The sequence below is a fragment of the Vibrio sinus genome (genome assembly GCF_023634645.1).
In the GTDB taxonomy this organism is placed as follows: domain Bacteria; phylum Pseudomonadota; class Gammaproteobacteria; order Enterobacterales; family Vibrionaceae; genus Vibrio; species Vibrio sinus.
The window spans coordinates 170947-195041 of the sequence record NZ_JAMKMR010000004.1 but is presented as its reverse complement, the minus strand read 5'-3'; the positions used below and the strand labels follow the sequence as shown (position 1 = coordinate 195041).

General features: G+C 44.8%; 22 protein-coding genes. 11 read left to right on the top strand and 11 right to left on the bottom strand.

The annotated features are described in order from the left end of the window. The first annotated feature begins 3 nt into the window (after window positions 1-3). Window positions 4-909 carry a pantoate--beta-alanine ligase gene (gene panC / locus M9194_RS06405; RefSeq protein WP_250611791.1) on the top strand — a complete coding sequence of 302 codons (906 nt, stop codon included), beginning with the start codon at window positions 4-6 and terminating at the stop codon, window positions 907-909. A 79-nt stretch (window positions 910-988) separates the two neighbouring features. Here panC and M9194_RS06400 read toward each other — a convergent pair whose 3' ends face one another. Both M9194_RS06400 and M9194_RS06395 read right to left on the bottom strand, forming a co-directional pair. Beyond that, a complete protein-coding gene (locus M9194_RS06400) occupies window positions 989-1759 on the bottom strand; it encodes an ABC transporter permease (protein ID WP_250611869.1) in 771 nt (256 codons plus the stop codon). Beyond that, window positions 1759-2685 (bottom strand): ABC transporter ATP-binding protein, encoded by a 927-nt coding sequence (locus tag M9194_RS06395; protein WP_250611868.1) that lies wholly within the window; start codon window positions 2683-2685, stop codon window positions 1759-1761. The genes M9194_RS06400 and M9194_RS06395 overlap by 1 nt, the downstream gene beginning before the upstream one ends. Before the next feature lie 300 nt (window positions 2686-2985). Between M9194_RS06395 and can the strand changes: the two genes are divergently transcribed. Continuing rightward, window positions 2986-3633: a carbonate dehydratase gene (gene can / locus M9194_RS06390; protein ID WP_250611790.1), complete on the top strand. Its 648-nt coding sequence runs from the start codon at window positions 2986-2988 to the stop codon at window positions 3631-3633. Between the two features lie 80 nt (window positions 3634-3713). Here the strand turns inward: can and hpt are convergent, their stop codons facing one another. Next, window positions 3714-4244, bottom strand: a complete 531-nt coding sequence (gene hpt / locus M9194_RS06385; RefSeq protein ID WP_250611789.1) for a hypoxanthine phosphoribosyltransferase — start codon at window positions 4242-4244, stop codon at window positions 3714-3716. Window positions 4245-4572: 328 nt separating this feature from the next. On the opposite strand from hpt, the gene M9194_RS06380 reads away from it, so the two are divergent. Next, window positions 4573-5178: a LuxR/HapR/OpaR family quorum-sensing transcriptional regulator gene (locus M9194_RS06380; RefSeq protein ID WP_250611788.1), complete on the top strand. Its 606-nt coding sequence runs from the start codon at window positions 4573-4575 to the stop codon at window positions 5176-5178. Window positions 5179-5363: 185 nt separating this feature from the next. On the opposite strand, the gene lpdA is transcribed toward M9194_RS06380, so the two are convergent. The 7 genes from lpdA to xerD form a co-directional block, all read right to left on the bottom strand. Beyond that, window positions 5364-6788, bottom strand: coding sequence for a dihydrolipoyl dehydrogenase (lpdA, locus tag M9194_RS06375; RefSeq protein WP_250611787.1), 1425 nt, complete (start codon window positions 6786-6788; stop codon window positions 5364-5366). A gap of 224 nt (window positions 6789-7012) precedes the next feature. After that, complete coding sequence (aceF, locus tag M9194_RS06370; RefSeq protein WP_250611786.1) at window positions 7013-8896, bottom strand: pyruvate dehydrogenase complex dihydrolipoyllysine-residue acetyltransferase; 1884 nt, start codon at window positions 8894-8896, stop codon at window positions 7013-7015. A 28-nt stretch (window positions 8897-8924) separates the two neighbouring features. Next, window positions 8925-11591 carry a pyruvate dehydrogenase (acetyl-transferring), homodimeric type gene (gene aceE, locus M9194_RS06365; RefSeq protein WP_250611785.1) on the bottom strand — a complete coding sequence of 889 codons (2667 nt, stop codon included), beginning with the start codon at window positions 11589-11591 and terminating at the stop codon, window positions 8925-8927. Between the two features lie 54 nt (window positions 11592-11645). Beyond that, window positions 11646-12413, bottom strand: a complete 768-nt coding sequence (pdhR, locus tag M9194_RS06360) for a pyruvate dehydrogenase complex transcriptional repressor PdhR (RefSeq protein ID WP_250611784.1) — start codon at window positions 12411-12413, stop codon at window positions 11646-11648. 357 nt (window positions 12414-12770) lie between these two features. Further along, window positions 12771-14510, bottom strand: coding sequence for a single-stranded-DNA-specific exonuclease RecJ (gene recJ / locus M9194_RS06355; RefSeq protein WP_250611783.1), 1740 nt, complete (start codon window positions 14508-14510; stop codon window positions 12771-12773). Between the two features lie 58 nt (window positions 14511-14568). Further along, window positions 14569-15309: a bifunctional protein-disulfide isomerase/oxidoreductase DsbC gene (gene dsbC / locus M9194_RS06350; protein WP_250611782.1), complete on the bottom strand. Its 741-nt coding sequence runs from the start codon at window positions 15307-15309 to the stop codon at window positions 14569-14571. A gap of 29 nt (window positions 15310-15338) precedes the next feature. Beyond that, entirely contained in the window at window positions 15339-16247 is a 909-nt protein-coding gene (xerD, locus tag M9194_RS06345) for a site-specific tyrosine recombinase XerD (RefSeq protein ID WP_250611781.1), read from the bottom strand. Between the two features lie 228 nt (window positions 16248-16475). On the opposite strand from xerD, the gene fldB reads away from it, so the two are divergent. Continuing rightward, the gene (gene fldB / locus M9194_RS06340; RefSeq protein ID WP_250611780.1) at window positions 16476-16994 is read left to right on the top strand and encodes a flavodoxin FldB; all 519 of its coding nucleotides are present in this window, start codon (window positions 16476-16478) and stop codon (window positions 16992-16994) included. A gap of 4 nt (window positions 16995-16998) precedes the next feature. On the opposite strand, the gene ampD is transcribed toward fldB, so the two are convergent. Beyond that, on the bottom strand, window positions 16999-17568 hold the full coding sequence (gene ampD / locus M9194_RS06335) for a 1,6-anhydro-N-acetylmuramyl-L-alanine amidase AmpD (protein WP_250611779.1): 570 nt from the start codon (window positions 17566-17568) through the stop codon (window positions 16999-17001). 129 nt (window positions 17569-17697) lie between these two features. Here ampD and nadC point away from each other — a divergent pair, with 129 nt between their 5' ends. The 7 genes from nadC (at window position 17698) to zapD (ending at window position 24052) form a co-directional block, all read left to right on the top strand. Next, the gene (gene nadC, locus M9194_RS06330; protein WP_250611778.1) at window positions 17698-18585 is read left to right on the top strand and encodes a carboxylating nicotinate-nucleotide diphosphorylase; all 888 of its coding nucleotides are present in this window, start codon (window positions 17698-17700) and stop codon (window positions 18583-18585) included. Between the two features lie 266 nt (window positions 18586-18851). Continuing rightward, window positions 18852-19256, top strand: coding sequence for a pilin (locus tag M9194_RS06325; protein WP_250611777.1), 405 nt, complete (start codon window positions 18852-18854; stop codon window positions 19254-19256). Window positions 19257-19278: 22 nt separating this feature from the next. After that, window positions 19279-20535 carry a GspE/PulE family protein gene (locus M9194_RS06320; protein WP_250611776.1) on the top strand — a complete coding sequence of 419 codons (1257 nt, stop codon included), beginning with the start codon at window positions 19279-19281 and terminating at the stop codon, window positions 20533-20535. After that, window positions 20529-21734 (top strand): type II secretion system F family protein, encoded by a 1206-nt coding sequence (locus tag M9194_RS06315; RefSeq protein ID WP_250611775.1) that lies wholly within the window; start codon window positions 20529-20531, stop codon window positions 21732-21734. The genes M9194_RS06320 and M9194_RS06315 overlap by 7 nt, the downstream gene beginning before the upstream one ends. Before the next feature lie 48 nt (window positions 21735-21782). Next, window positions 21783-22649 carry a prepilin peptidase gene (locus M9194_RS06310; protein ID WP_250611774.1) on the top strand — a complete coding sequence of 289 codons (867 nt, stop codon included), beginning with the start codon at window positions 21783-21785 and terminating at the stop codon, window positions 22647-22649. Between the two features lie 21 nt (window positions 22650-22670). Further along, a complete protein-coding gene (gene coaE, locus M9194_RS06305) occupies window positions 22671-23279 on the top strand; it encodes a dephospho-CoA kinase (protein WP_250611773.1) in 609 nt (202 codons plus the stop codon). Between the two features lie 32 nt (window positions 23280-23311). Further along, window positions 23312-24052 carry a cell division protein ZapD gene (gene zapD / locus M9194_RS06300; protein WP_250611772.1) on the top strand — a complete coding sequence of 247 codons (741 nt, stop codon included), beginning with the start codon at window positions 23312-23314 and terminating at the stop codon, window positions 24050-24052. Window positions 24053-24095: the final 43 nt, after the last annotated feature.

Below are 24095 nucleotides of genomic sequence, written 5' to 3'. Positions count from 1 at the left end.
ATTATGCATACTTTTACTGATATCTCTTCTCTTCGAGAGCAGATAAAACAGTATAAACGTGAAGGTCGTACAATTGGCTTTGTTCCTACCATGGGTAACCTTCATGATGGGCATTTGACCTTAGTGCGTGAAGCGCGCAAACATGCCGATATTGTCGTTGTCAGTATATTTGTAAATCCAATGCAGTTTGATCGTTCGGAAGATCTTGAAAGTTATCCAAGAACTCTTGAAGAAGACTCACAGAAGTTGGTTTCTGAAGCGGTAGAAGTTCTGTTTACTCCTACCCCTGAGCTAATGTACCCACAAGGATTGGAGACACAAACATCTGTTGAAGTACCTGGAATTTCTCATATTTTAGAGGGAGCGTCTCGCCCTGGTCACTTCAAAGGTGTCGCTACTGTGGTGACAAAGCTCTTTAATATTGTCCAACCTGATGTGGCTTGCTTTGGCGAAAAAGATTTCCAGCAGCTCGCCGTTATCAAACAGATGACCAAAGACTTGGCATTAGACATTGATATCATTGGTGTGCCAACTGTACGTGAAATGGATGGCCTAGCCATGTCATCACGTAACAACTTACTCACGATAGACGAAAGACAACGCGCACCTGTGTTAGCTCGCACCATGCGTTGGGTAAGCAGCAGCATCCGCAGTGGCCGTGATGACTACGCCTCTATTGTCGAAGACGCCAGTGATCAGCTGCGTGCCGCTGGCCTGCAACCGGATGAAATCTATATTCGCGATGCTCAAACCCTGCAAGCGATCACCAGCGATTCAGAGCAAGCTGTCATACTTGTTTCGGCATTTTTGGGCCAAGCCCGCCTGATTGACAACCTGATTGTCGAGCTAACAAGCGAGAGTAAAGAAGGTTCTGATGAAGCTTCTGAGACCGCTGAAGGTCACGAGTAACGGCTAAGCAATTCACTTGCTTCTAAAATAAAAATGGTCGACTGTGTCGACCATTTTTATTTGTCACCGAAAAAGGAAACTAGGTTCTAAGTCCAACGCCTCTCGAGACTAGATAATGTGCCACACCATAAAGGACAGCAACAAAGATCAGCAGCATCGAAAATGAAGTGCCAATCCCTACATCGGATATGCCCAAGAAACCATAGCGAAACGCATTCACCATATACACAATGGGGTTGAACTTGGACACCGTTTGCCAAAACTCAGGCAGTAAACTAATTGAGTAGAATACGCCGCCTAAGTAGGTCAAAGGTGTCAAAATAAAGGTCGGCACAATGGAAACATCGTCAAAGCTTTTTGCAAACACACCGTTAATCAGGCCACCTAAGGCAAACACGACAGAGGTCAAGAACACCGTCACGACAATCACCCACCAGTGATGTATTTGCAGTTTAACGAAGAACAAAGACACACAAGTGACGATGCTTCCCACCAGTAGCCCTCGCGCAACGCCTCCCATGATAAATCCGAAAATAATCACGTAAGTTGGCACAGGCGCCACCAGTAGCTCTTCGATGCTCTTGTTAAATTTCGAGCCAAAAAACGAAGACGAGACATTGGCGTACGAGTTGGTGATGACTGACATCATAATCAGTCCCGGTACGATGTATTGCATGTAGCTCACCCCATGCATTTGACCGATCCTAGAGCCAATTAGATTACCAAATATCACAAAGTACAAACTCATCGTGATGGCTGGCGGCACTAAGGTTTGCCCCCAAATTCGCATAAATCGATGAATTTCTTTACCCAGTAAGCTACAAAAGGCCGTCCAATAAATCTTATACATCATACCGCCTCCTTACTTTGTTGCTTGACGATATCAACAAACAACTCTTCTAATCGGTTGGCTTTATTTCTCATTGACAGCACATTGATGTTCGCTTCACTAAGCTGAGCAAACACATGATTTAAGCCGACCGACTTTTCAATTTCAATTTCTAATGAGCCGTTGGTTAACTGCTGTGAATTGACCCCTTGTAACTCGGGCACCGCTTCACTCTTATCCAGGTCTAGAATAAAGGTTTCCACATGTAGCTTGCCAAGCAGTGATTTCATTGAAGTATTCTCAATGAGCTCGCCTCGGTTAATGATGCCTATATTTCGGCACAACATTTCCGCTTCTTCTAGGTAGTGCGTGGTCAGAATAATAGTAATTGACTGCTCTTGGTTGATTCGCTGTAAGAAGTCCCACATCGAGCGGCGCAGTTCAATATCCACACCAGCCGTCGGTTCGTCTAAGATAAGTAGCTGTGGCTCATGAACCAGAGCTCTTGCGATCATTAATCGACGCTTCATCCCGCCGGATAAGTTTCTCGCCCTTTCATTGCGTTTATCCCATAAGTCGAGCTGGGTAAGGTATTTTTGCACCCTCTCTTTTGCTAGGCTTTTTGAAATCCCATAGTACCCAGCTTGTTGCAGCACTATCTGCTGCACCGTTTCAAATGGATTAAAATTAAACTCTTGCGGAACCAATCCCAACTGATGTTTGGCAAGTTCAAGATCTTTATCAATGTCGTAGCCGAATACTTTTACTTGGCCGGATGTTTTGTTGACCAAAGAAGAAATGATCCCGATGGTGGTTGATTTGCCCGCGCCATTAGGTCCTAAAAGTGCGTAAAAATCCCCTTTTGCGACTTGTAAGCTAATGCCTTTTAACGCCTCAAACCCTCCAGCGTAGGTTTTACGAAGCTGACTAATTTCTAATGCATGCATAATAGTTTTCACTATCCACCGCTAATTATGTTGATGATGGCCAGAACACCGTTCGTCAGTGGCTGGCATTGAAGGTAGGTCACCCAAGGGTCTGCAGGTTTTGTATGGCACTTGGGGGTCTTGTTATTCTAGCACTTGACTAGACTATCCTCTACGCATGATTTTGTTCTACCACCATTCAGCCCGATGATGAACCAACTAACGCATGTTGATTTAAGTAAACGAGGTTAATTTGCAAATTTTTACAAGCTTGCACTGATATCTTTGTGTATAGTGTTGCAAAATCGTGAGGAAAGTAACATGCCAGAAATTAAAAAGCTGTTTGAAAATAATTCTGAGTGGTCTGACTCGATTAAATCCGAGCGCCCTGAATATTTTGCTAAATTAGCTGAAGGACAAAGTCCAGACTTTCTATGGATTGGCTGCTCAGACAGCCGTGTACCAGCAGAGCGCCTAACCGGGTTGTACTCTGGAGAACTCTTTGTCCACAGAAACGTCGCGAACCAAGTGATTCACACAGACTTAAATTGTCTCTCTGTGGTTCAATATGCAGTTGATGTATTGAAAGTCAAACATATCATTGTCTGTGGTCACTATGGCTGTGGCGGCGTAAAAGCATCCATTGACAATCCTAAGCTTGGCCTTATCAATAACTGGCTACTGCATATTCGAGATGTATTCTTAAAGCATAAGAGCAGCCTAGAGCAATTTCCTGAGGAGCAATGGGCCGATAAGTTATGTGAGCTCAATGTCGCAGAGCAAGTATACAACTTGGGTAACTCGACCATTATGCAAAATGCGTGGGATCGAGGCCAAGAAGTGGAAATCCACGGTGTCATATATGGTATTGGAGATGGCAAATTAGAAGATTTAGGCATGCGCTGCGCAAGCTCTGAATCTTTACATGATGTGCATCAAACGTCGATTGAGCAAATACTCAAGCCGTAAAAAAATCTTGCCACCTATACAGAAGAACCTGCTCATTGAGCAGGTTCTTTTTCATCTAGCACTCGGTCAATGCTGACACATTATTCCTGAGGCACGACTTTACCAATGTACGGTAGGTGACGATAATTTTGTGCATAGTCGATACCCACACCGACCACAAACTCATCAGGAATTTCAAAACCCGCCCACTTCACATCCACCTCGACTTCACGACGAGACGGCTTATCAAGTAGCGTACAAATCTCAACAGACTTAGGCGCGCGCAGCGTCAGTATTTCTTTAACTTTGGTCAGGGTATTGCCGGTATCTATGATGTCTTCAACCAACAACACATCTTTACCCTGAATGTCATCATCTAGATCTTTCAAAATACGGACATCACGAGTACTTTCCATCGCATTGCCATAGCTTGATGCCGTCATGAAATCCACCTGATGGTTAACTTCAATGGCACGAGCTAAGTCCGCCATGAAGACAAAAGAGCCACGTAGAAGGCCAACCAGTACCAAATTTTGGCTATCTTTATAGTGCTCGGTAATTTGTTTACCCAACTCTTCAACTCGCTTCTGAACTTCTTGCTCAGAAATCATCACTTCAACTGTATGTTTCATTACGTTTCTTCGGTTAAATGCTATCTCTTCAGTACCCAAAATCGCAAAAGTACATTATGGGCGAATTTTATAAAGAATAGCCAAAAATAATGCGGCGTATTCTATCACTCCTACTAGTGATAGTTAAATTATTTACCCTTTCAACCCTTATTAAGAATTCAATGAGTTAAATATTAGAACATTTACTCGCATAACTGACCACAATATCGTGATAACACATTGACCTGAAAGATATGCACCATTACACTCATAGGGCAATATGTAAGTAATATAATAATTAATAGGGCAACAAGCCTATATAACAACTCAATTGGCAAGGATTTTATCTATGGATTCTATTACAAAGAGACCGCGTACGCGATTGTCCCCGCAAAAACGCAAACTTCAGTTGATGGAAATTGCTTTAGAGGTATTTGCTCGAAGAGGAATTGGCCGAGGTGGACATGCTGACATTGCAGAGATTGCACAAGTATCAGTGGCCACCGTGTTTAACTACTTTCCGACTCGGGAAGATTTGGTTGATGATGTACTTACTCATGTTGTCCGCCAATTTTCCAACTTCCTCTCTGACAATATCGACTTAGATCTGCACATCAAAGACAACTTGACCAACATCAACAATGAAATGGTGAAGCTCGTGATTCATGACTGTCATTGGCTGAAGGTCTGGTTTGAGTGGAGTGCCTCGACCAGAGACGAAGTTTGGCCGTTGTTTATGACCACCAATCGCACCAATCAATTGTTAGTACAAAACATGTTTAACAATGCGATTGAGCGTGGCGAAATAAGCAACCACCACAATGCTGAACACCTAGCCACCATGTTCCACGGTGTGTTTTACTCCTTGTTTGTCCAAGCCAATAGGCTGCAAGATGAGGAGAAATCTAGCAAGTTAATAGATAGCTACCTCAGCATTATGTGCATTTACAAATAGATGACCATATATAAGCTCTAACGTTGTGAAAATCCGCCAGAAGTTCTGGCAGCCTAAAGGCTTCAATGAGCACTATCAGAGCTTATCTATGCAGTACTAAACGTGTCTTAAAAATCACCATAAAAAAACCGCTAACATAACGTCAGCGGTTTTTTTTTCAGCCAAATAAGCTTAAAGATTAGATATTACTTCTTTTTAGCTTTTGCATTTGGTAGATCGGTAATCGTGCCTTCAAAGACTTCTGAAGCCAGACCAACAGACTCATGTAACGTTGGGTGAGCGTGGATAGTCAGTGCGATGTCTTCTGCATCACAGCCCATCTCGATTGCTAAGCCAATTTCACCAAGCAGCTCACCACCGTTAGTACCAACGATAGCACCACCAATCACACGGTGAGTGTCTTTGTCAAAAATAAGCTTAGTCATACCATCAGCACAATCAGAGGCGATTGCACGACCAGACGCCGCCCATGGGAACGTCGCCGTTTCGTAGTTGATGCCTTCTTCTTTCGCTTCTTTTTCAGTCTTACCAACCCACGCCACTTCTGGCTCAGTGTAAGCAATAGAAGGAATAACTTTCGGGTCAAAGTAGTGTTTCTTACCAGCAATAACTTCTGCTGCAACGTGGCCTTCATGCACACCTTTGTGAGCCAGCATTGGTTGACCAACAATATCACCGATAGCATAGATGTGAGGTACGTTAGTACGCATCTGCTTGTCAACGTTGATGAAGCCACGCTCATCAACGGCAACGCCCGCTTTGTCCGCATCAAGTGACAGACCATTTGGCACACGACCGATGGCAACAAGAACCGCATCATAACGCTCAGCTTCAGCAGGCGCTTTTTTGCCTTCCATAGAAACGTAGATGCCGTCTTCTTTTGCTTCAACAGCTGTGACTTTCGTTTCTAGCATTAGATTGAATTTCTTCTTAATGCGTTTAGTAAAGACTTTAACAATGTCTTTGTCAGCGGCAGGGATAACTTGGTCGAACATTTCAACCACATCAATCTGCGAACCTAGTGAATGGTACACAGTACCCATTTCAAGACCGATGATGCCACCACCCATGATAAGAAGTTTCTTCGGTACTTCTTTTAGTTCAAGTGCGTCAGTTGAATCCCAGATACGTGGGTCTTCATGTGGAATAAACGGAAGCTTGATTGGACGTGAACCTGCTGCAACGATTGCATTGTCAAAGTTGATGACAGTTTTGCCGTCTTCTCCATCAACTTCAATGGTGTTTGCGCCAGTGAATTTACCCAAGCCGTTAACCACATTCACTTTACGCATCTTAGCCATGCCGCCAAGACCGCCAGTCAATTGGTTAATCACTTTATCTTTCCACAAACGGATCTTATCGATGTCAGTTTGCGGCTCACCAAAGACAACGCCGTGCTCAGCGAGTGCTTTGGCTTCTTCAATAACTTTAGAAACGTGTAGAAGGGCTTTAGAAGGAATACAACCCACGTTGAGACAAACACCGCCAAGTGTGTTGTAACGTTCAATGATTACTGTGTCCAGACCTAAATCTGCACAACGAAACGCGGCGGAGTAACCAGCAGGACCTGCACCAAGTACAACAACTTGGGCTTTAATTTCTTTGCTCATTTTGACCTCTTGTAGTCATTATCCCAAACAGGCTAAGGTGGGTGACTTATTTCTTATGTCAGTTTGCTTTCAAACCATTTTTAGACCGCAATAGTCTACAGAGATGTACATGGCGTGAAAAGAAAATACATTTAGCCTGTGAGCTAGACAACAGTTCAATTAGGAATAATTAATGTTTTGTTCGTTTCAATCAGCAGAGGCGGCAAAGCCGCCTCTGAATCAAGTTATAGCACTAGGCGACGGATGTCGCTTAGACATGCATTTAGGTACGTAATGAAACGTGCACCTTCTGCCCCATCGATCACTCGGTGATCGTAAGACAGAGATAGAGGAAGCTGTAGTCGTGGCTCAAACTCTTTGCCATTCCATACAGGTTTCATCTCAGACTTAGACACACCTAGGATGCCCACTTCTGGTGCATTGACGATTGGGGTAAATGCCGTACCACCAATACCGCCCAAGCTAGAGATAGTGAAACAACCGCCTTGCATGTCAGCCGCAGTCAGTTTACCAGCGCGCGCCTTCTTCGATACTGCCATTAGCTCTTCAGAAAGCTCGTAGATGCCTTTCTTGTTCACGTCTTTGAACACAGGAACCACTAGGCCATTTGGCGTGTCTACTGCGATACCAACGTTCACGTATTTCTTCAGGATTAGGCTTTCACCGTCATCCGATAGAGAAGAGTTGAACGATGGGAAAGCTTCTAGTGCTTTCGCTGCCGCTTTCATGATGAACACAAGCGGAGTGATCTTGATGCCAGAGTCTTTCTTAGCTTCAATCGCATTCTGCTCTTTACGGAATTGCTCAACTTCTGTGATGTCAGCATTATCCCATTGAGTAACATGAGGGATCATCACCCAGTTACGGTGTAGGTTCGCACCTGAGATCTTCTTGATGCGAGAAAGAGGCTTAAGCTCAGTTTCACCGAACTTGCTGAAGTCCACTTTTGGCCAAGGTAGAAGACCAAGAGCTGCGCCATCACCTTTGCCTGATGCAGCTGCACCAGACTCAAGACGTTTAAGCGCTTCTTTCACATAGTTTTGTACGTCTTCTTTAACGATACGGCTCTTACGACCAGTACCTTTCACCTTCGCAAGGTTAACACCAAACTCACGTGCTAGACGGCGAACCACTGGAGACGCGTGAGCGTACTCGTTGTTTTCTTGGAAGTCGCCAGTTGACGCAGCTGGAGCCGCCGCTTTTGGCGCTGCCGCTGGCGCTGATGCAGGTGCCGCCGATTGAGCTGGAGCTGCTGCCGGAGCAGGTGCTGCACCCGCCACTTCAAACACCATGATAAGAGAACCAGTCGATACTTTGTCGCCTGTCGCAATCTTGATCTCTTTAACCGTGCCTGCGAAAGGTGCTGGTACTTCCATAGAAGCTTTGTCGCCTTCAACAGTGATGAGAGACTGCTCTTCTTCAATGCTGTCGCCAACCGCTACCATGATTTCAGTCACTTCAACTTCATCACCGCCGATATCAGGAACGTTGACTTCTTTTAGGGCCGGTGTTCCAGCTGCTGGAGCTGCAGCCGGTGCTTCAACTGCTGCTGGAGCCGCTGGAGCGCCTGAGCCTGCAACTTCGAACACCATGATAAGAGAGCCAGTCGATACTTTATCGCCTGCTGCAACTTTGATCTCTTTTAGCGTGCCTGCAAAAGGTGCAGGTACTTCCATAGAAGCTTTGTCGCCTTCAACAGTGATAAGAGATTGCTCTTCTTCGATGCTGTCGCCAACGGCTACCATGATTTCAGTCACTTCAACTTCGTCGCCACCGATATCTGGTACGTGAACTTCTTTAAGTTCTGCCGCGCCTGCTGGAGCAGGCGCAGCCGCTGGAGCCGCTTCTGCTGCAGGAGCTGGCGCTGCCGCCGCTCCTTCACCTTCAAAGACCATAATAAGAGAACCAGTAGAGACTTTATCGCCTTCAGATACTTTGATCTCTTTTACGATACCAGCTTGAGAAGCCGGTACTTCCATTGAAGCTTTGTCACCTTCAACAGTGATCAGAGACTGCTCTTCTTCAACCTTGTCGCCTACGCTGACAAGAATCTCAGTAACTTCAACTTCATCCGCACCGATATCTGGTACATTAATCTCGATTGACATTGACTTTTCCTATTTCTAAATCAAGCGCTTATGCGTAAAGTGGGTTTGTTTTTTCTGTATCGATGTCGAATTTCTTAATCGCTTCAGCAACTACAGATTTCTCAACATCGCCACGTTTCGCCAATTCTGTAAGCGCTGCAACAACAACATAACCTGCATTCACTTCGAAGTGGCGGCGTAGGTTTTCACGGCTATCTGAACGACCAAAGCCGTCAGTACCCAACACTTTATAAGACTCAGCAGGGATAAATGCACGAACTTGCTCTGAATAGTTTTTCATGTAGTCCGTTGCTGCGATAGCAGGCTCACTGCCCATCACTTGTGCGATGTATGGCACTTGTGGCTTAGCTTCTGGGTGAAGCATGTTATAACGCTCAGCAGCTTGACCATCACGAGTCACTTCGTTAAATGAAGTCACTGAGAATACGTCAGATGCTACACCATAGTCATCACTTAGGATTTGTGCCGCTTTACGTACTTCGTTCATGATAGTACCCGAGCTCATTAGCTGAACTTTACCTTTACCACGCTTACCTTTGTAAGATTCAAGCTTGTAGATACCTTTACGGATACCTTCTTCGGCACCTTCAGGCATCGCCGGCATGGCATAGTTTTCGTTCATCAATGTTAGGTAGTAGAAGACGTTTTCAGACTCACCATACATACGACGAATACCATCTTGGATGATAACCGCAACTTCATAAGCGAAGGTTGGATCGTAGGAAATACAGTTTGGAACCGTACCAGCCATGATGTGAGAGTGACCATCTTCGTGCTGCAGACCTTCACCGTTAAGTGTTGTACGGCCAGCTGTTGCACCAAGTAGGAAACCACGAGCTTGTTGGTCACCTGCCATCCACGCCATATCGCCTACACGTTGGAAACCAAACATTGAGTAGTAGATATAGAATGGGATCATTGGTAGATCGTTAGTGCTGTATGATGTTGCAGCCGCCACCCAAGAGGACATTGCACCTAATTCGTTAATACCTTCTTGAAGTACTTGGCCTGACGTCGCTTCTTTATAGTAAGAAACCACACCGCGATCTTCTGGTGTATATTCTTGGCCGTGCGGGTTGTAGATACCAACTTGACGGAATAGACCTTCCATACCAAAGGTACGAGCTTCATCAGCAATGATAGGAACAATGTTCTTACCAATGTTTTTGTTTTTCAAAAGTACGTTTAGCGTACGAACGAAAGACATGGTTGATGAAATATCACGCTTTTGCTCTTCAAGAAGTGCTTTGAACTCATCCAGTTCAGGAGCCACAAACTCGCCTGTAAAGTTAGGTAGACGTTGCGGAGTATAACCATGCAACGCGTTACGGCGTGCGTGTAGATATTCGTACTCTTTTGAGCCTTCTTCTAGCTTCAAGTAAGGCAGTGCCTTCACATCATCGTCAGAAACAAGATCTTGTAGGCCTAGACGATCACGTAGGTGCTGAACGTGTGTCATGTCCATTTTCTTAACTTGGTGCGCGATGTTCTTACCTTCAGCCGCATCACCCATACCGTAGCCTTTTACTGTTTTCGCTAGAATAACAGTTGGACGGCCTTTGGTTTCTTGGGCGTTTTTAAATGCCGCATAAAGTTTAGAAGACTCGTGACCACCACGCTTAAGTGCGAAGATTTCATCGTCAGTCATGTCCGCAACAAGTGCTGCTGTCTCTGGGTATTTACCAAAGAAGTGCTCACGTACGTATGCGCCGTCTTTAGACTTGAATGTTTGGTAGTCGCCATCGATAGTTTCATTCATTAGCTGAAGAAGCTTACCAGTGGTATCTTTAGCCAGTAGAGAATCCCAGTTGTTACCCCAGATAACTTTCACTACGTTCCAACCAGCACCTTTAAATAGACCTTCAAGTTCTTGAATGATCTTACCGTTACCCATAACCGGGCCATCTAGACGCTGTAGGTTACAGTTGATGAGGTAGCATAGGTTGTCTAGCTTTTCACGAGCGGCAAAAGAGATAGCACCACGTGATTCTGGCTCATCCATCTCACCGTCACCAAGGAAGGCATAAACACGTTGCTCAGAAGTGTCTTTTAGACCACGACCTTCAAGGTATTTCAAGAAACGTGCTTGGTAAATAGACGCGATTGGACCTAATCCCATAGATACTGTTGGGAATTGCCAGAACTCAGGCATCAATTTCGGGTGTGGGTAAGAAGGAAGACCTTTGCCATCGACTTCTTGACGGAAGTTATCAAGTTGCTCTTCCGTTAAACGACCTTCAACGAAAGCACGAGAGTAGATACCTGGAGAGATATGACCTTGATAGTAAACCAAGTCACCACCATCCTTCTCGTTTGGAGCACGGAAAAAGTGGTTAAAACAAGTCTCATAGAAAGCAGCGGAAGACTGGAAAGACGCCATGTGTCCACCGAGCTCTAAGTCTTTCTTAGACGCACGTAGAACAATCATGATTGCGTTCCAACGGATGATAGAACGAATACGACGTTCAAGAGTGGTATCACCTGGATAAGCGGGCTCTTGATCTGCTGGAATCGTGTTTATGTAGTTGGTAGTAATTCCGGTAGGCATATCAACACCATCTAAACGTGCTTTATCCAGTACCTGCTCTAGTAAGTACTGTGCACGTTCAACACCTTCTTCGCGCACTACCGACTCAAGCGCTTCAAGCCATTCTTGAGTTTCAAGTGAGTCTACGTCATGCTTCATATCAGACATGGAGAACTATCCTTCTGTTAGTTGGATCTACTTTATACAAGTAATTGGTCGAGGTTACGACTCATCACCGCGTTGAATTCGTCGTAAAGACCGCTCTCTACGCGACTCTTCTCGAGTCAAATCCAACAGTGTTTCTTCTATATAAGCTAAATGTGAATGGGACATTTCACGCGCCTTTTCCGGCTGACCTGAAACGATGGCATCCACGATATTAGCTCTGTGTTTGCTGACTTTCTCAACCACTTCTTCGCGGCGATGCAGTAGCTTTAAGTTCTGTAAGACATTTTGCTCGAGCAGCGGCAGCAGGCTGCGAACGATGTGTAGCAATACCACATTGTGCGCCGCCTCAGTAAGCGTGACCAAAAAGTGCATAACCGCAGAGGCTTCAGCCTCAACATTTTTGGTACTTTCGGCTTCCGCTATCTTATCCAAACAAGCTTGAATACGAGCAAAATCCTCTTTGGTGCCTCGTAATGCAGCGAAGTAGGCAGAAATGCCTTCCATCGCATGACGAGATTCCAATAAATCGAGTTGAGTTTCAGAATGGCTAGCGAGTAAGTTCAACAAAGGATCGGAGAACCCTTTCCAAATGCTGTCATTAACAAACGTCCCACCACCTTGTCGGCGAGTGAGTAAACGCTTAGCTTCTAGACGCTGGATGGCCTCTCGGATAGAAGGACGAGATACATCAAATTGCTTGGCCAGCTCGCGCTCTGGTGGAAGTTGTTCACCAGGGGAAAGCGTACCTTCCACAATCAAGCGTTCTATCTCTTGTTCTATAACGTCAGAGAGTTTCGGCTGACGAATCCTTTGATAAGCCATATTTATTATTCTTCTACTCTTACAGTTAATTGGTAATACCAATTTTAATTGGAGTAGAAACTACCACAAGTTATTGACAACTTCCAGACAATTATTGACCAAAGCCAATGAAACTAGATTCATTAAACGATAATGTCAGTAGTAAGTATAGATGATGAAAATAAAATGGTAAGACCAATTAGAATATCGACTAATTGATAGGAAATGTTAAGCTGGCGTGAACTTGATGGTCAGCATTCTATTGCATTAACCTTTAAAACTGAAATGATTTTTTTGTGACATTTCAATGATAAATAGCGATGTGCGCAATGATTTTTAGCGCACATCCTTTTAACGAAATGTTAATTTACCTTACTGCTATTTGGCCTCAATATGATCAATCAAAAGCTGCAAGGACTGATTGCCGCGGAATTCGTTAATGTCCAGTTTATACACCAAGCGTACAATTTTGCTCGCATGGTCCGGCCAACGGCGTAAATCAACATTGAATGCTATACCATCCAATGTGATATGGGTTGGATGGCCTTTGTATAATGGCTCAAGCATCATCTTGAGGTGCTTTTCACCGACCAGTTTTTGGTGCAAGATTTTAAACTCACCATCAAATAAAGGCTCAGGAAAAGCTTGTCCCCAAGGCCCGGCAGAGCGAAGCATCTCAGCGGTGTGCATCGAGTATTCCTCTGGTACTAATTCGCCATCGGTCAATACAACACCTCGTAGCTGCGCTTTATTGACTTCTTCACTGACGATCTGATCGAATAGCTGGGAAAAGCGCTCAAAGTTTTCTTCTTTAATAGATAGACCAGCAGCCATGGCGTGACCACCAAACTTGAGGATCATACCGGGATGCTGGGTATCCAACTTATCTAAAGCATCGCGCATATGCAGCCCAACAATCGATCGGCAAGAGCCTTTCAATACGCCATCACCACCATCAGCAAAGGCAATCACTGGACGGTGAAATTTATCTTTAATGCGTGACGCGAGGATACCTATGACACCTTGGTGCCAATCTCTTTGAAACAAGACCAAACCACATGGCAATTGCGCATCTTCGCCAAATTGAAGCCTCTCGCAAAAAGCCATTGCTTCTTGTTTCATGCCGTCTTCAATTTCCTTGCGAGTTTGATTCAGTCCATCCAATTCACATGCCATACGCCTTGCAGCATGGATGTTATTGCACATTAGCAGTTCAACACCAAAGGACATATCATCAAGCCTGCCAGCCGCATTTATTCGTGGTCCTAGCGAAAAACCAAAATCAGACGCGACAAGTCGCTTGGCGTCTCGTTTCGCCACCTCTATCAGTGCTTGAATCCCAGGCCGAGCTTTGCCAGCACGAATTCTTTGCAAACCTTGGTGTACCAGAATTCGATTGTTTTCATCCAACGGAACAACATCGGCAACAGTGCCTAGTGCGACGAGATCAATGAGCTCCATCAACTTGGGCTCTGGCATGCCTTGATGTTCAAACCAACCACGCTTTCTCATCGACACGCATAGCGCCATCATCAAGTAAAATACCACGCCAACTCCGGCAAGCGCCTTGGAAGGAAAATCGCATTCGTGCAGATTAGGATTCACCATAGCATCGGCATTTGGCAGCGTTTCTCCTGGCAAGTGATGATCGGTAACGATCACCGAAAGCCCTTGCTGCTTGGCATAACGAACGCCTTCAATCGATGAAACACCATTATCCACCGTCATGATAAGTTCGGCCTGCATGGCTATCGCCTGCTCAACCACTTCAGGGCTAAGCCCATAACCGTCTTCGAAACGATTTGGTACCAAATAGTCCACATTATGGCTGCCTAACATTCTCAATGCTAACACTGATACGGCAGAGCTAGTCGCGCCATCTGCGTCAAAGTCCCCAACCACAATGATGCGCTGATTCGATTGGATCGCATCAAAGAGAATATCGACCGCCGCATCTATACCATGCAGCGCTTTATAAGAGTGCAAGGATTTAGCTGCCGTTTCCAATTGGCGAGAAGAAGTAATGCCGCGATTAATGTATATCCGTTTAAGTAAGGGGGGGAAATCACCGGCTAATTGAGATAGATCCGGTTCGGGCCTGCGTTGAATTTCGATCATTGTTTATATTAAGTAGATGGCTGAAAGCATCGCCATCTACTTCCTTTATGTGTTTCGTTTATTGATTTTGTAACCGTTTCAGCAGCTCTTTAGGTGGTAGGTAACCCCCTATCATTTCTCCATTAGGCAGAAATATCGCTGGGGTTCCTTTTACGCCAAGCTGCACACCGAGTGCGTATTGCTCTGCAACGCTGGCCTGACACTGGGCAAAATTGTCACCCTTTTCAGGTAAACGGCGTTCTGTCTTAGCATCGTGCATGGCTTCTTTCGGATCTTTTGCACACCAAATGGCAGCCATTTGATCCGCGACAGGGCTTTGCGGGCCTTGACGTGGGAACGCTAAATAATCAATGGTAATACCTAGGTCATTGTACTCTTGAATTTGCTTATGTAGACGAACGCAATAACCGCATGTGATATCGGTAAAGACGGTTACCACGTATTTTTCATCTTTCGCTTTAAATACAATTGCCTTGTCTTTAAATTTAGCGATCTTTTCAGCGTTCAATGGCGCTTGCTTCTTTGCCAGTACATCTTCATATTTGCCACTTTTTCCCATGCTATACAATGTACCGGCAATAACATGCTTACCATCGGCTGAAGAATATATCACACCTCCCGTGGTATTGACCTGAAATAAGCCATTCATGCCAGTCGGTTCAATACTCAACACTTTGACACCCAAACTATGCACGTGTTGTTCAATCAGCTTAGCTTGGTAAGGCTTGGACTCAGATGCATGGCTGACGGCGACCAAAAATGGTAGAACACACAGAATGGCAATTCGTAATACTTTCATTAAACTTCCCTATCAAATAGTGTCGCGTGTTAAGCGCGTGGGTGATGCTCGTTGTGGATCTGCTTCAACCTCTCGGTGGCAACGTGAGTATAAATTTGAGTGGTCGATAAGTCACTATGCCCTAGGAGCATTTGTACGACTCTGAGATCTGCTCCATAGTTCAATAGATGTGTGGCAAATGCGTGCCTCAGCACATGTGGCGACAAACGTTCAGAATCAATGCCCGCAATCACCGCATAATGTTTGATGCGATGCCAAAACGTTTGTCGCGTCATCTGCCGTGCTCTTTTACTCGGAAAAACCACATCTGAGGTATTTTGTCCTAAAAGCTCACCACGGCCTTGCTTGATGAACTTTTCGATCCAATCTACTGCATTCTCTCCCATAGGTACGAGGCGCTCTTTGCCCCCTTTACCAGTAATACGAACCACGCCTTGTCGCAAACTCATGTTTTCCATGGTAAGACTCACCAGCTCGGTGACACGTAGCCCTGTAGCGTAGAGCAGCTCAAGCATGGCTTTATCACGTAGCTCCATCGAGTCATTAGGATTGGGAGCGTCAAGCAACGCCTCAACTTGCTCTTCGGTAAGATCTTTGGGTAAACGCTGGGGAAGCTTGGGACTGATCAGCAGAGCCGTCGGGTCGTCTGCGCGGATTTTCTCTCGGTGCAAATACTGGAATAAGCGTCGAATAGCCGAAAGCATTCTCGCTCTGGAGGTTTGTTTATATTCCTTATCTGCCAGCCAAGCTTGGTAGTCTTGTAGCCCCGATAAGCTAATAAAATCCAGTTTGTAATTGTTTTGTTCCATCCAGTTTAGGAGCTTGGCAAGATCAGTACGATAAGAAGCGACGGTATTTTCTGACAGCCCGCGCTCTAACCACATAGAGTCTAAGAACTGTTCCACTATACCTTGATCTGAAGACATCGTCATCGACATGGTAACCCTCTGTAATTAATGCATTAGCCAGACAAATTAAGGAAAGAAAGCACGATAAATGTACGCTCGATTTGCTTGGATAACACCCTGATAAACGAGTTCTCAGGTTAATGCACCTAGACACAGTATGCTATAAAAATTGCTATTCCTAACCGATTAGTGCTGACATAAAAATAGGTTTGTCGTTAGAATGGGCCCACAAAACCTAACCACTACGCGAAAATCACTATGAAAATTGGCTTATTTTATGGCTCAACCACTTGTTATACAGAAATGACCGCAGAAAAAATTCGCGCGTTCATTGGCGAAGATTTGGTGGATTTGCACAACGTAAAAGAAACGCCTCTAACGTTAATGAACGACTATGACTTGCTGTTAGTTGGGATTTCAACATGGGATTTTGGTGAAATCCAAGAAGATTGGGACGAAATTTGGCAAACCATTAGCGACGTTGATTTAACAGGTAAACCGGTTGCCCTATTTGGTCTTGGCGATCAAGAAGGCTATGGTGAATGGTATTTAGATGCGATGGGGCTTTTGCATGATGAGCTGGTCAAAGTTGGCGCGACCCCTATCGGTTATTGGCCAAACCAAGGCTATCAATTTGACGAATCGAAAGCGCTCACCGAAGATAAAAGCCATTTTGTTGGTTTAGCTCTGGACGAAGACTCCCAATACGAACTCAGCGAAGAGCGCATCGAAACTTGGTCGGCACAAGTACTTAATGAGTATAACGAGCTGCTTTAGCGCTTTACCCAACGTTGTAAACACTTTCGCTTTGCGTTAGTAACCCACGATATTTTTGCCAATCAAACACCAACCCCGGGTCTGACTTACGACCTGGGGCAATATATTGATGTCCAGTGATACGAGACAAGGTAATAGCAGGAAAGGTCTGCATAATCTCCCGGGTGACTTTGGCAAGGGATTGGTATTGCGCTTGTGTATAAGGCACAAAATCGCTTCCTTCTAGCTCAATACCAATCGAATAATCGTTGCACTGGGCGCGGCCTGCAAAACTCGATACTCCTGCATGCCAAGCTCTATCTTGAAACGACACAAACTGAATCACCTCTCCATCGCGCTTTATCAAGCAATGCGCGGATACTTTCATTTCGTGAATAAAAGCAAAATATGGGTGTGCCGTGCTATCGAGCTCCCCTTTAAAAAACTGCTCAATATCGTCGCCACCGAACTGCCCTGGCGGAAGGTTAATGTTGTGAATGACCAGCAGTGAAATGTCCTTGTCAGATTGACGGCTATCAAAATGTGGCGATGGCACTACTTTGACGTCGGTCAACCACCCTGTCTGATTGATCATAGTTAGTCGGATGCTCGTTTTTTGGCTACTCCTTGATATTACTCCCTTCAAACGAAAAAGCGAAATTTACACTCGGGATTCATTCACGTATTATTCTCCCCTCTTAATCCACTAACTACCGTACTTGCGATGAAAAACCCACACAATAGCACTGAACGCCTTGCCTATCTCAAGCAAATATTGCCTTTGGAAGTCACTCGATCTGTCTCGGACTCACTCAAAGAAGATTTAGGGGGAACGCTTGACCCGAGTGCTGATATCACCGCAAGTCTTATTCCTGCAGATAGTACAAATACCGCCACCATCATCACTCGTGAACAGGGTGTATTTTGCGGTAAAGCATGGGCTGACGAAGTATTCAAGCAGCTGGGAGGCGAAGTTGCAATTGAATGGCACGTCGAAGACGGTGATAAAGTCACACCAAATCAAACCCTGTGTACGTTAACAGGGCCATCACGAGCCTTGCTGACTGGCGAGCGTAACGCCATGAACTTCATTCAAACCTTATCGGGCTGCGCGACGTTAACGGCGACATACGTTGAAAAGCTACAAGGTACAAACTGCCAATTGCTCGATACCCGCAAGACCATTCCGGGCCTACGCAGCGCACTCAAATACGCGGTAGCGTGTGGTGGTGGTTTCAATCACAGGATCGGCGTATTTGATGCCTATTTGATAAAGGAAAACCACATCATTGCTTGTGGGGGTGTCGCCAAAGCAATCCAAACGGCGAAAGAGCTCAACCCTGGTAAACCGATTGAAGTCGAAACAGAAACGTTAGATGAGCTAAGACTGGCGATTGACTCTGGTGCTGATATCGTGATGCTCGATAACTTCACACTTGAGATGATGGCAGAAGCGGTAAACATTAATGCCGGAAGAGCTGCGCTAGAAAACTCTGGCAATATCACCCTAGATACCATTCGTGATTATGCCCTAACAGGGATTGATTATATTTCAGTTGGCGCGTTAACCAAGCATGTCCGTGCGATGGATTTATCCATGCGCCTAAAGTAATCCGTCGAAAGCTACTTTTGGTCAACTAAAAAGTATCTCCACGCGCATTCTGACTACGGCCCGTGGAGATTTTCCTCACTACACAATGTTAATCCACTGACGACACAAGGTTAACCCAGCTCATATTTCTCAATGTCGTTTATTTAACGCCTAGTCTTAGCCGCCGCTAACTCACTCTCAACTCCGATTAAAAGCGCTATACCTACTGTCGCGTGTTGCCTATTTTTTATCTGGTATATCAGACAATTAAATTAAGTAAGTGGATAATGCTCAGAACAATCCCAACACCTTGCCAAGGGTTTACCTTAATCGAACTCATGATAGTGGTCGCCATCATCGGCGCTCTGTCTTCCATGGCGATCCCAGCTTACAAGGACTACATCAAAAAAAGCGAAGTGGCTGCTGCGGTTGCCACCATGCGATCTTTAATTGCACCTGCCGAGGTTTATGTTTTAGAAACAGGGAAGCTTTCTGAATCCACCGCTTTATCAGATTTAGGGATCACGGCGAATGCGACTTCACTGGGCACCATTTCGGTTGGCTCATCTAAGCTTATACTCACACTAGCCAAGTATAATAACAGCGCCATCACCTTGACCAGAAGTGATACCACTGGCTGGAGCTGCAGCGCAACTGGCGAAGCGGCCAACCTAATCTCGAGTTGTCTCTAATGAAAAAAGTGCAGGTGTCCCAGTGAAGGAGCTTCCATTTATATATTCCCAATCCAACGCCAGCAGGCCGAGTCATAAAGACTCACCTCAAGCTGAGCGTTTCTTTGTACGTGAGGCAGAAAGCACCTCTGCCAATACTTTGTTTCAATCTTTGCTGCTCGCTTGCATCGAAAACAATGCCTCAGATATTCATTTCGAGCCATATGAAAAGTTTGCCCGAATTCGCTATCGCATCGACGGCATACTAAGGGAGTACCAAAGGCCCCAACTGCATGTATACAAAAAGCTCATCGCCCATATCAAAGTATTGGCAGATTTGGATATCTCTGAGCAAAGAAAACCGCAAGATGGTCGCTTCCATTTCCCGTATCAAAATGATCAAACCATTGATCTTCGTATCTCTACCCTGCCGACTCAATGGGGAGAGAAGCTGGTTCTTCGGATACTAAAAGGTAGCCATGATACTCTGCGTATTGATCAGCTAGGCATGCACCAACATCAACAGTCGATATTTATAAAAGCCCTACAAAAACCGCAAGGTTTGATTTTAATTACCGGTCCAACAGGCAGTGGCAAGACCGTTTCTCTCTATGCCGCACTACAACACCTCAATACCTCAGAAGTGAATATCTCAACCGCGGAAGATCCCATTGAAATAATCTTACCTGGTATAAACCAAGTACAAATTAAGCGCAAAATTGAATTGGGTTTCAGTGAAGCACTCAGAGCGTTTCTCCGCCAAGATCCTGATATTATTATGTTGGGTGAGATTAGAGATCTGGAAACCGCTCAAATAACAATAAAGGCTGCCCAGACTGGCCACTTGGTCATGTCTACCTTACACACAAATTCCGCCGCTCAAACCTTGATGCGACTTGTTAACATGGGAGTCGATCCTTATAACCTGGTTTCCTCGATCTCTCTCGTCATCGCGCAAAGGCTGGTAAGAAGACTCTGCCAGCACTGTAAAATACCGCAAGACAACACTAACAATATTAAACAGCACTTTGAAATAAGCTCTCAGTTGCAGCTTTATCAGGCTAGCCCCTCCGGCTGTAAACATTGTCAGAATGGATATTCAGGGCGCATCGCCTTATTCGAGTTGGTGGAAATAGACGAACACTTTTCTGCTCTCCTGTCAGATTCGCCCACCGCGGCTCAAGTTGAACAATATATGCAAAGCCAAGACATACCCACACTAAAAGATGCTGCGATGAAAACCGTTCTAAGTGGCCTAACCAGCTATCAGGAGGTGCAGCGCAAACTGGGGATATGTTAAGACGATACTACTGGCAAGCGCTGGATAGTCAGGGTCAGACTATATCTGGCGTGACATTATCTCTATCCGCTGATGAAGTTCGAGCCATTGTCCGAGACAACCAGCTTCGCATGAAAGATATGCATACTGGTGGTTTGACGATAGTAGACAAGAAGAAACACAGCATCCTAGTGAAAGATATCACTCATTTTACTCGTCAACTGGCCACTTTACTCTTGGCAGGACTCCCCATCGTCACCAGCTTAAAATTGATATCCAGTCAATCAAATAAAGCCGAGCTAAGATCCTTGATGTTCCTGTTAGTCGCGCATCTTGAGTCTGGGGACTCTCTCACTAATACCATGAAACACTACCCAGAGTATTTCAATCCACTCTATATCGCGACAATTCAATCAGGCGAGCTGTCTGGGCATTTGGAACAGGCATTACTTAACCTCGCCAGCCATCGAGAAAACATAGCCAAACTGCAAGGCAAATTGTGGCAAGCACTTCAGTATCCTTGCCTGATGCTAACGACCATCATTGCCGTCAGCTACATCATGCTCACTTTGGTTATCCCTGAATTTGATTCATTATTTCGCGGTATGAATGCCTCCCTTCCTTGGTTGACAAGAGAAGTCATCAAGCTGTCAGATCTTGTCCAATCAAGGGGTTGGCTAGTTATATTCATAATAGGAAGTTTGATTGGCTTTCTTATCTTTACTATCAAGCGCTCAGATTTTGCTAAACAAAAAATACACCAAGGGCTACTAAGCACGCCAGCCATTGGCCACATCGTTTTAAAACTTGCCCTTGCTCGTGCCTGTCGAACATTGGCAACCAACTACCGAAGTGGTATTCCCGTTCTGACTAACTTGTCCTTAGCCGCGCAGGTCTGTGGAAACCCGTTCATTCAGCAATCGTTAGATAGGTGCCATGAGAAGATTCTCCAAGGTCAAGCCATCCATTTAGCGCTTAGAGAAGAAGCCATTTTCCCCGAACTGATGTTGCAAATGGTGATGATTGGCGAACAAACGGGTCAACTCGATAACATGTTGGATAAGTTGGCAGACATTTACGATAGCGAGGCCAATCATTCCATACAGAGTTTTAGCAAACTCGTTGAACCAATACTTATACTTGTGTTAGGTATCATTGTTGGTGTGCTAGTTATCGCAATGTATTTACCTATCTTTAACTTAACCCGTTTACTGGGCTAGTATAGTGCCTCCACTATACTCTGAAATTAGGACAATAGAGTTCTTTGTATGGAAGCCATATATTATTACCCTTGGATGTTCACCATTCTTGCCACTATTTTTGGCCTGATTATTGGTAGCTTTTTAAATGTCGTCATTGCGCGCTTGCCCAAAATGATGGAACAAGAATGGAGAGATGAATGTGCCGAGTCGTTTCCAGAATATAAAATAACGCCTACTGCTAACCCAATTTCATTAAGTTCACCTCGTTCAAATTGCCCTAAGTGTGGGACGAAACTGCGTATTATCGATAATATTCCGATAATTAGCTGGCTAATGCTGAAAGGAAAATGTCACCATTGCCAGCAATCAATCAGTGCTCGATATCCTATCGTCGAACTGTTGTCGGCGGTGATGAGTTATGTTGTCGCGGTTCGGTTTGGTGCCAGTTGGTACGCTATCGCTGTAATCGTTCTCACCTTTGCACTCATCGCGGCGACGTTTATCGATTTTGATACCCTATTACTGCCCGATCAGATTACTCTACCACTGATGTGGTTAGGAATTATGTTGGCGTTATGGCATATTAGCCCCGTCTCTCTATATGACTCTGTACTAGGTGCGATCTCCGGCTATTTATTCTTGTGGTTTCTCTATTGGGCTTTCAAGCTTATTACTGGCAAAGAAGGCATGGGATATGGAGACTTTAAGCTACTCGCCGCGTTAGGTGCATGGCTTGGATGGCAATACCTTCCTATCGTCATTCTTCTTTCTTCTGTCGTCGGACTGATATTTGGCCTGATTCAATTAAGGTTACAAAGTAAAGGTCATGATCACGCCTTCCCTTTTGGCCCCTACTTGTCGATTGCGGGTTGGATTAGCATCGTATGGGGAGAGCAAATTATTCATTGGTATTTTGGTGCCGTATTTGGTTAACAGCATCACTAGGAAAAGATTATGACATATGTAGTCGGGCTGACAGGCGGTATCGCTAGTGGGAAAACCACCGTTGCAGACCTATTTAAAGCACATTTTAATATAGATATTGTCGACGCTGACCTCATTGCGCGTGAAGTTGTCGAGCCAGAGACTGAAGGCCTTAACGCTATTGCCAAAAAGTTTGGTCCACAGATTTTACAAGAGGATGGCACACTCAATCGTCCAGCACTACGAGAAAGAGTTTTCTCTCATTCAGACGATAAAGAATGGCTAAACAATCTGTTACATCCTATGATTCATCAAAGGATGCATACGAAATTGGATCAAGCAAAATCTCCGTACGCTTTGCTTGTCGCACCTTTATTAATAGAAAATAATTTGCAGTCCATGGTTGATCGAATCTTAGTCGTTGATACTGATAAGGAAACTCAAATAGAAAGGACAATGAATAGAGATAATGTATCACGCACGCAGGCAGAAACCATTTTAGCAGCACAGGTAAGTAGAAGTAACCGGCTGAAAAATGCCCATGATGTGGTGGTAAACAGTACAAAAATCGAAAAACTTTTGCCTCAAATCACAGAACTACATCAAAAGTATCTGGCAATTTGCGAGGAAAATCGGTGAGAATAAGCTTGAAGGAACGAAAGGTTGACTAGATGAGTACGCATTATTTCGAACATCCATTAAACGAAAAGACTCGTATTTATTTACGAGTAGAGGCTCTTCTCAATCAATTAGATATCTCGTCACAGTTTCAAGATGAACTGCAGCATTTGTTATTCTTTCGCTCTCTGTTTGATTTACTGGAAATATTTGAGCAAATACAACTCAAGTCTGAGCTCGCTAAAGATATAGAAAAACAAAGGCTCACCTATAAAAGCTGGCTTGATGTTGATGGCGTAGATCAAGATATGCTACGTAATATTTTGAGCGAAGTAGCAGATGTACATAGTGAATTGATGTCAGCGGAACGATTTGGCCAATCTTTAAAAGAAGATCGGTTTCTCAGTACGATACGGCAGAGATTCAACCTTCCCGGCGGCGCGTGCTGTTTTGATTTACCCGCATTACATCATTGGCTGCACTTGCCTCATGACAAAAAAAGCCATGATACGTCCAATTGGCTCAATACGTTACTTCCTCTGTCTAATGCCCTTAAGCTGTGGTTAAAATTAGCTCGCGAAACGGGTCGATTTGAGCAGCAAATCGCGGCCTCGGGGTTTTATCAAAGTGACGCAGAAGAGGCGAATATCTTGCGTCTCAATATACCGCTAAATTATGGCGTTTACCCCATGATTTCCGGACATAAAAACCGCTTCGCCATAAAATTCATCGAATTTCGTTCAGGACAAGCTTGCAGCCAAGATATACACTTCGAGTTGGCGGTGTGTAGTTGAGTTTATGCACAGTTCGATTTAGTACACACCTCTGGTATACTCT

Coding starts and splice junctions, on each gene's coding strand:
- M9194_RS06380 (WP_250611788.1), top strand. CDS start 4,573: ATGGATTCTATTACAAAGAGACCGCGTACGCGATTGTCCCCGCAAAAA.
- M9194_RS06325 (WP_250611777.1), top strand. CDS start 18,852: ATGCTCAGAACAATCCCAACACCTTGCCAAGGGTTTACCTTAATCGAA.
- dsbC (WP_250611782.1), bottom strand. CDS start 15,309: ATGAAAGTATTACGAATTGCCATTCTGTGTGTTCTACCATTTTTGGTC.
- xerD (WP_250611781.1), bottom strand. CDS start 16,247: ATGTCGATGACGATGTCTTCAGATCAAGGTATAGTGGAACAGTTCTTA.
- can (WP_250611790.1), top strand. CDS start 2,986: ATGCCAGAAATTAAAAAGCTGTTTGAAAATAATTCTGAGTGGTCTGAC.
- M9194_RS06315 (WP_250611775.1), top strand. CDS start 20,529: ATGTTAAGACGATACTACTGGCAAGCGCTGGATAGTCAGGGTCAGACT.
- fldB (WP_250611780.1), top strand. CDS start 16,476: ATGAAAATTGGCTTATTTTATGGCTCAACCACTTGTTATACAGAAATG.
- ampD (WP_250611779.1), bottom strand. CDS start 17,568: ATGATCAATCAGACAGGGTGGTTGACCGACGTCAAAGTAGTGCCATCG.
- aceE (WP_250611785.1), bottom strand. CDS start 11,591: ATGTCTGATATGAAGCATGACGTAGACTCACTTGAAACTCAAGAATGG.
- panC (WP_250611791.1), top strand. CDS start 4: ATGCATACTTTTACTGATATCTCTTCTCTTCGAGAGCAGATAAAACAG.
- nadC (WP_250611778.1), top strand. CDS start 17,698: ATGAAAAACCCACACAATAGCACTGAACGCCTTGCCTATCTCAAGCAA.
- hpt (WP_250611789.1), bottom strand. CDS start 4,244: ATGAAACATACAGTTGAAGTGATGATTTCTGAGCAAGAAGTTCAGAAG.
- zapD (WP_250611772.1), top strand. CDS start 23,312: ATGAGTACGCATTATTTCGAACATCCATTAAACGAAAAGACTCGTATT.
- lpdA (WP_250611787.1), bottom strand. CDS start 6,788: ATGAGCAAAGAAATTAAAGCCCAAGTTGTTGTACTTGGTGCAGGTCCT.
- M9194_RS06400 (WP_250611869.1), bottom strand. CDS start 1,759: ATGTATAAGATTTATTGGACGGCCTTTTGTAGCTTACTGGGTAAAGAA.
- recJ (WP_250611783.1), bottom strand. CDS start 14,510: ATGATCGAAATTCAACGCAGGCCCGAACCGGATCTATCTCAATTAGCC.
- M9194_RS06310 (WP_250611774.1), top strand. CDS start 21,783: ATGGAAGCCATATATTATTACCCTTGGATGTTCACCATTCTTGCCACT.
- pdhR (WP_250611784.1), bottom strand. CDS start 12,413: ATGGCTTATCAAAGGATTCGTCAGCCGAAACTCTCTGACGTTATAGAA.
- aceF (WP_250611786.1), bottom strand. CDS start 8,896: ATGTCAATCGAGATTAATGTACCAGATATCGGTGCGGATGAAGTTGAA.
- coaE (WP_250611773.1), top strand. CDS start 22,671: ATGACATATGTAGTCGGGCTGACAGGCGGTATCGCTAGTGGGAAAACC.
- M9194_RS06395 (WP_250611868.1), bottom strand. CDS start 2,685: ATGCATGCATTAGAAATTAGTCAGCTTCGTAAAACCTACGCTGGAGGG.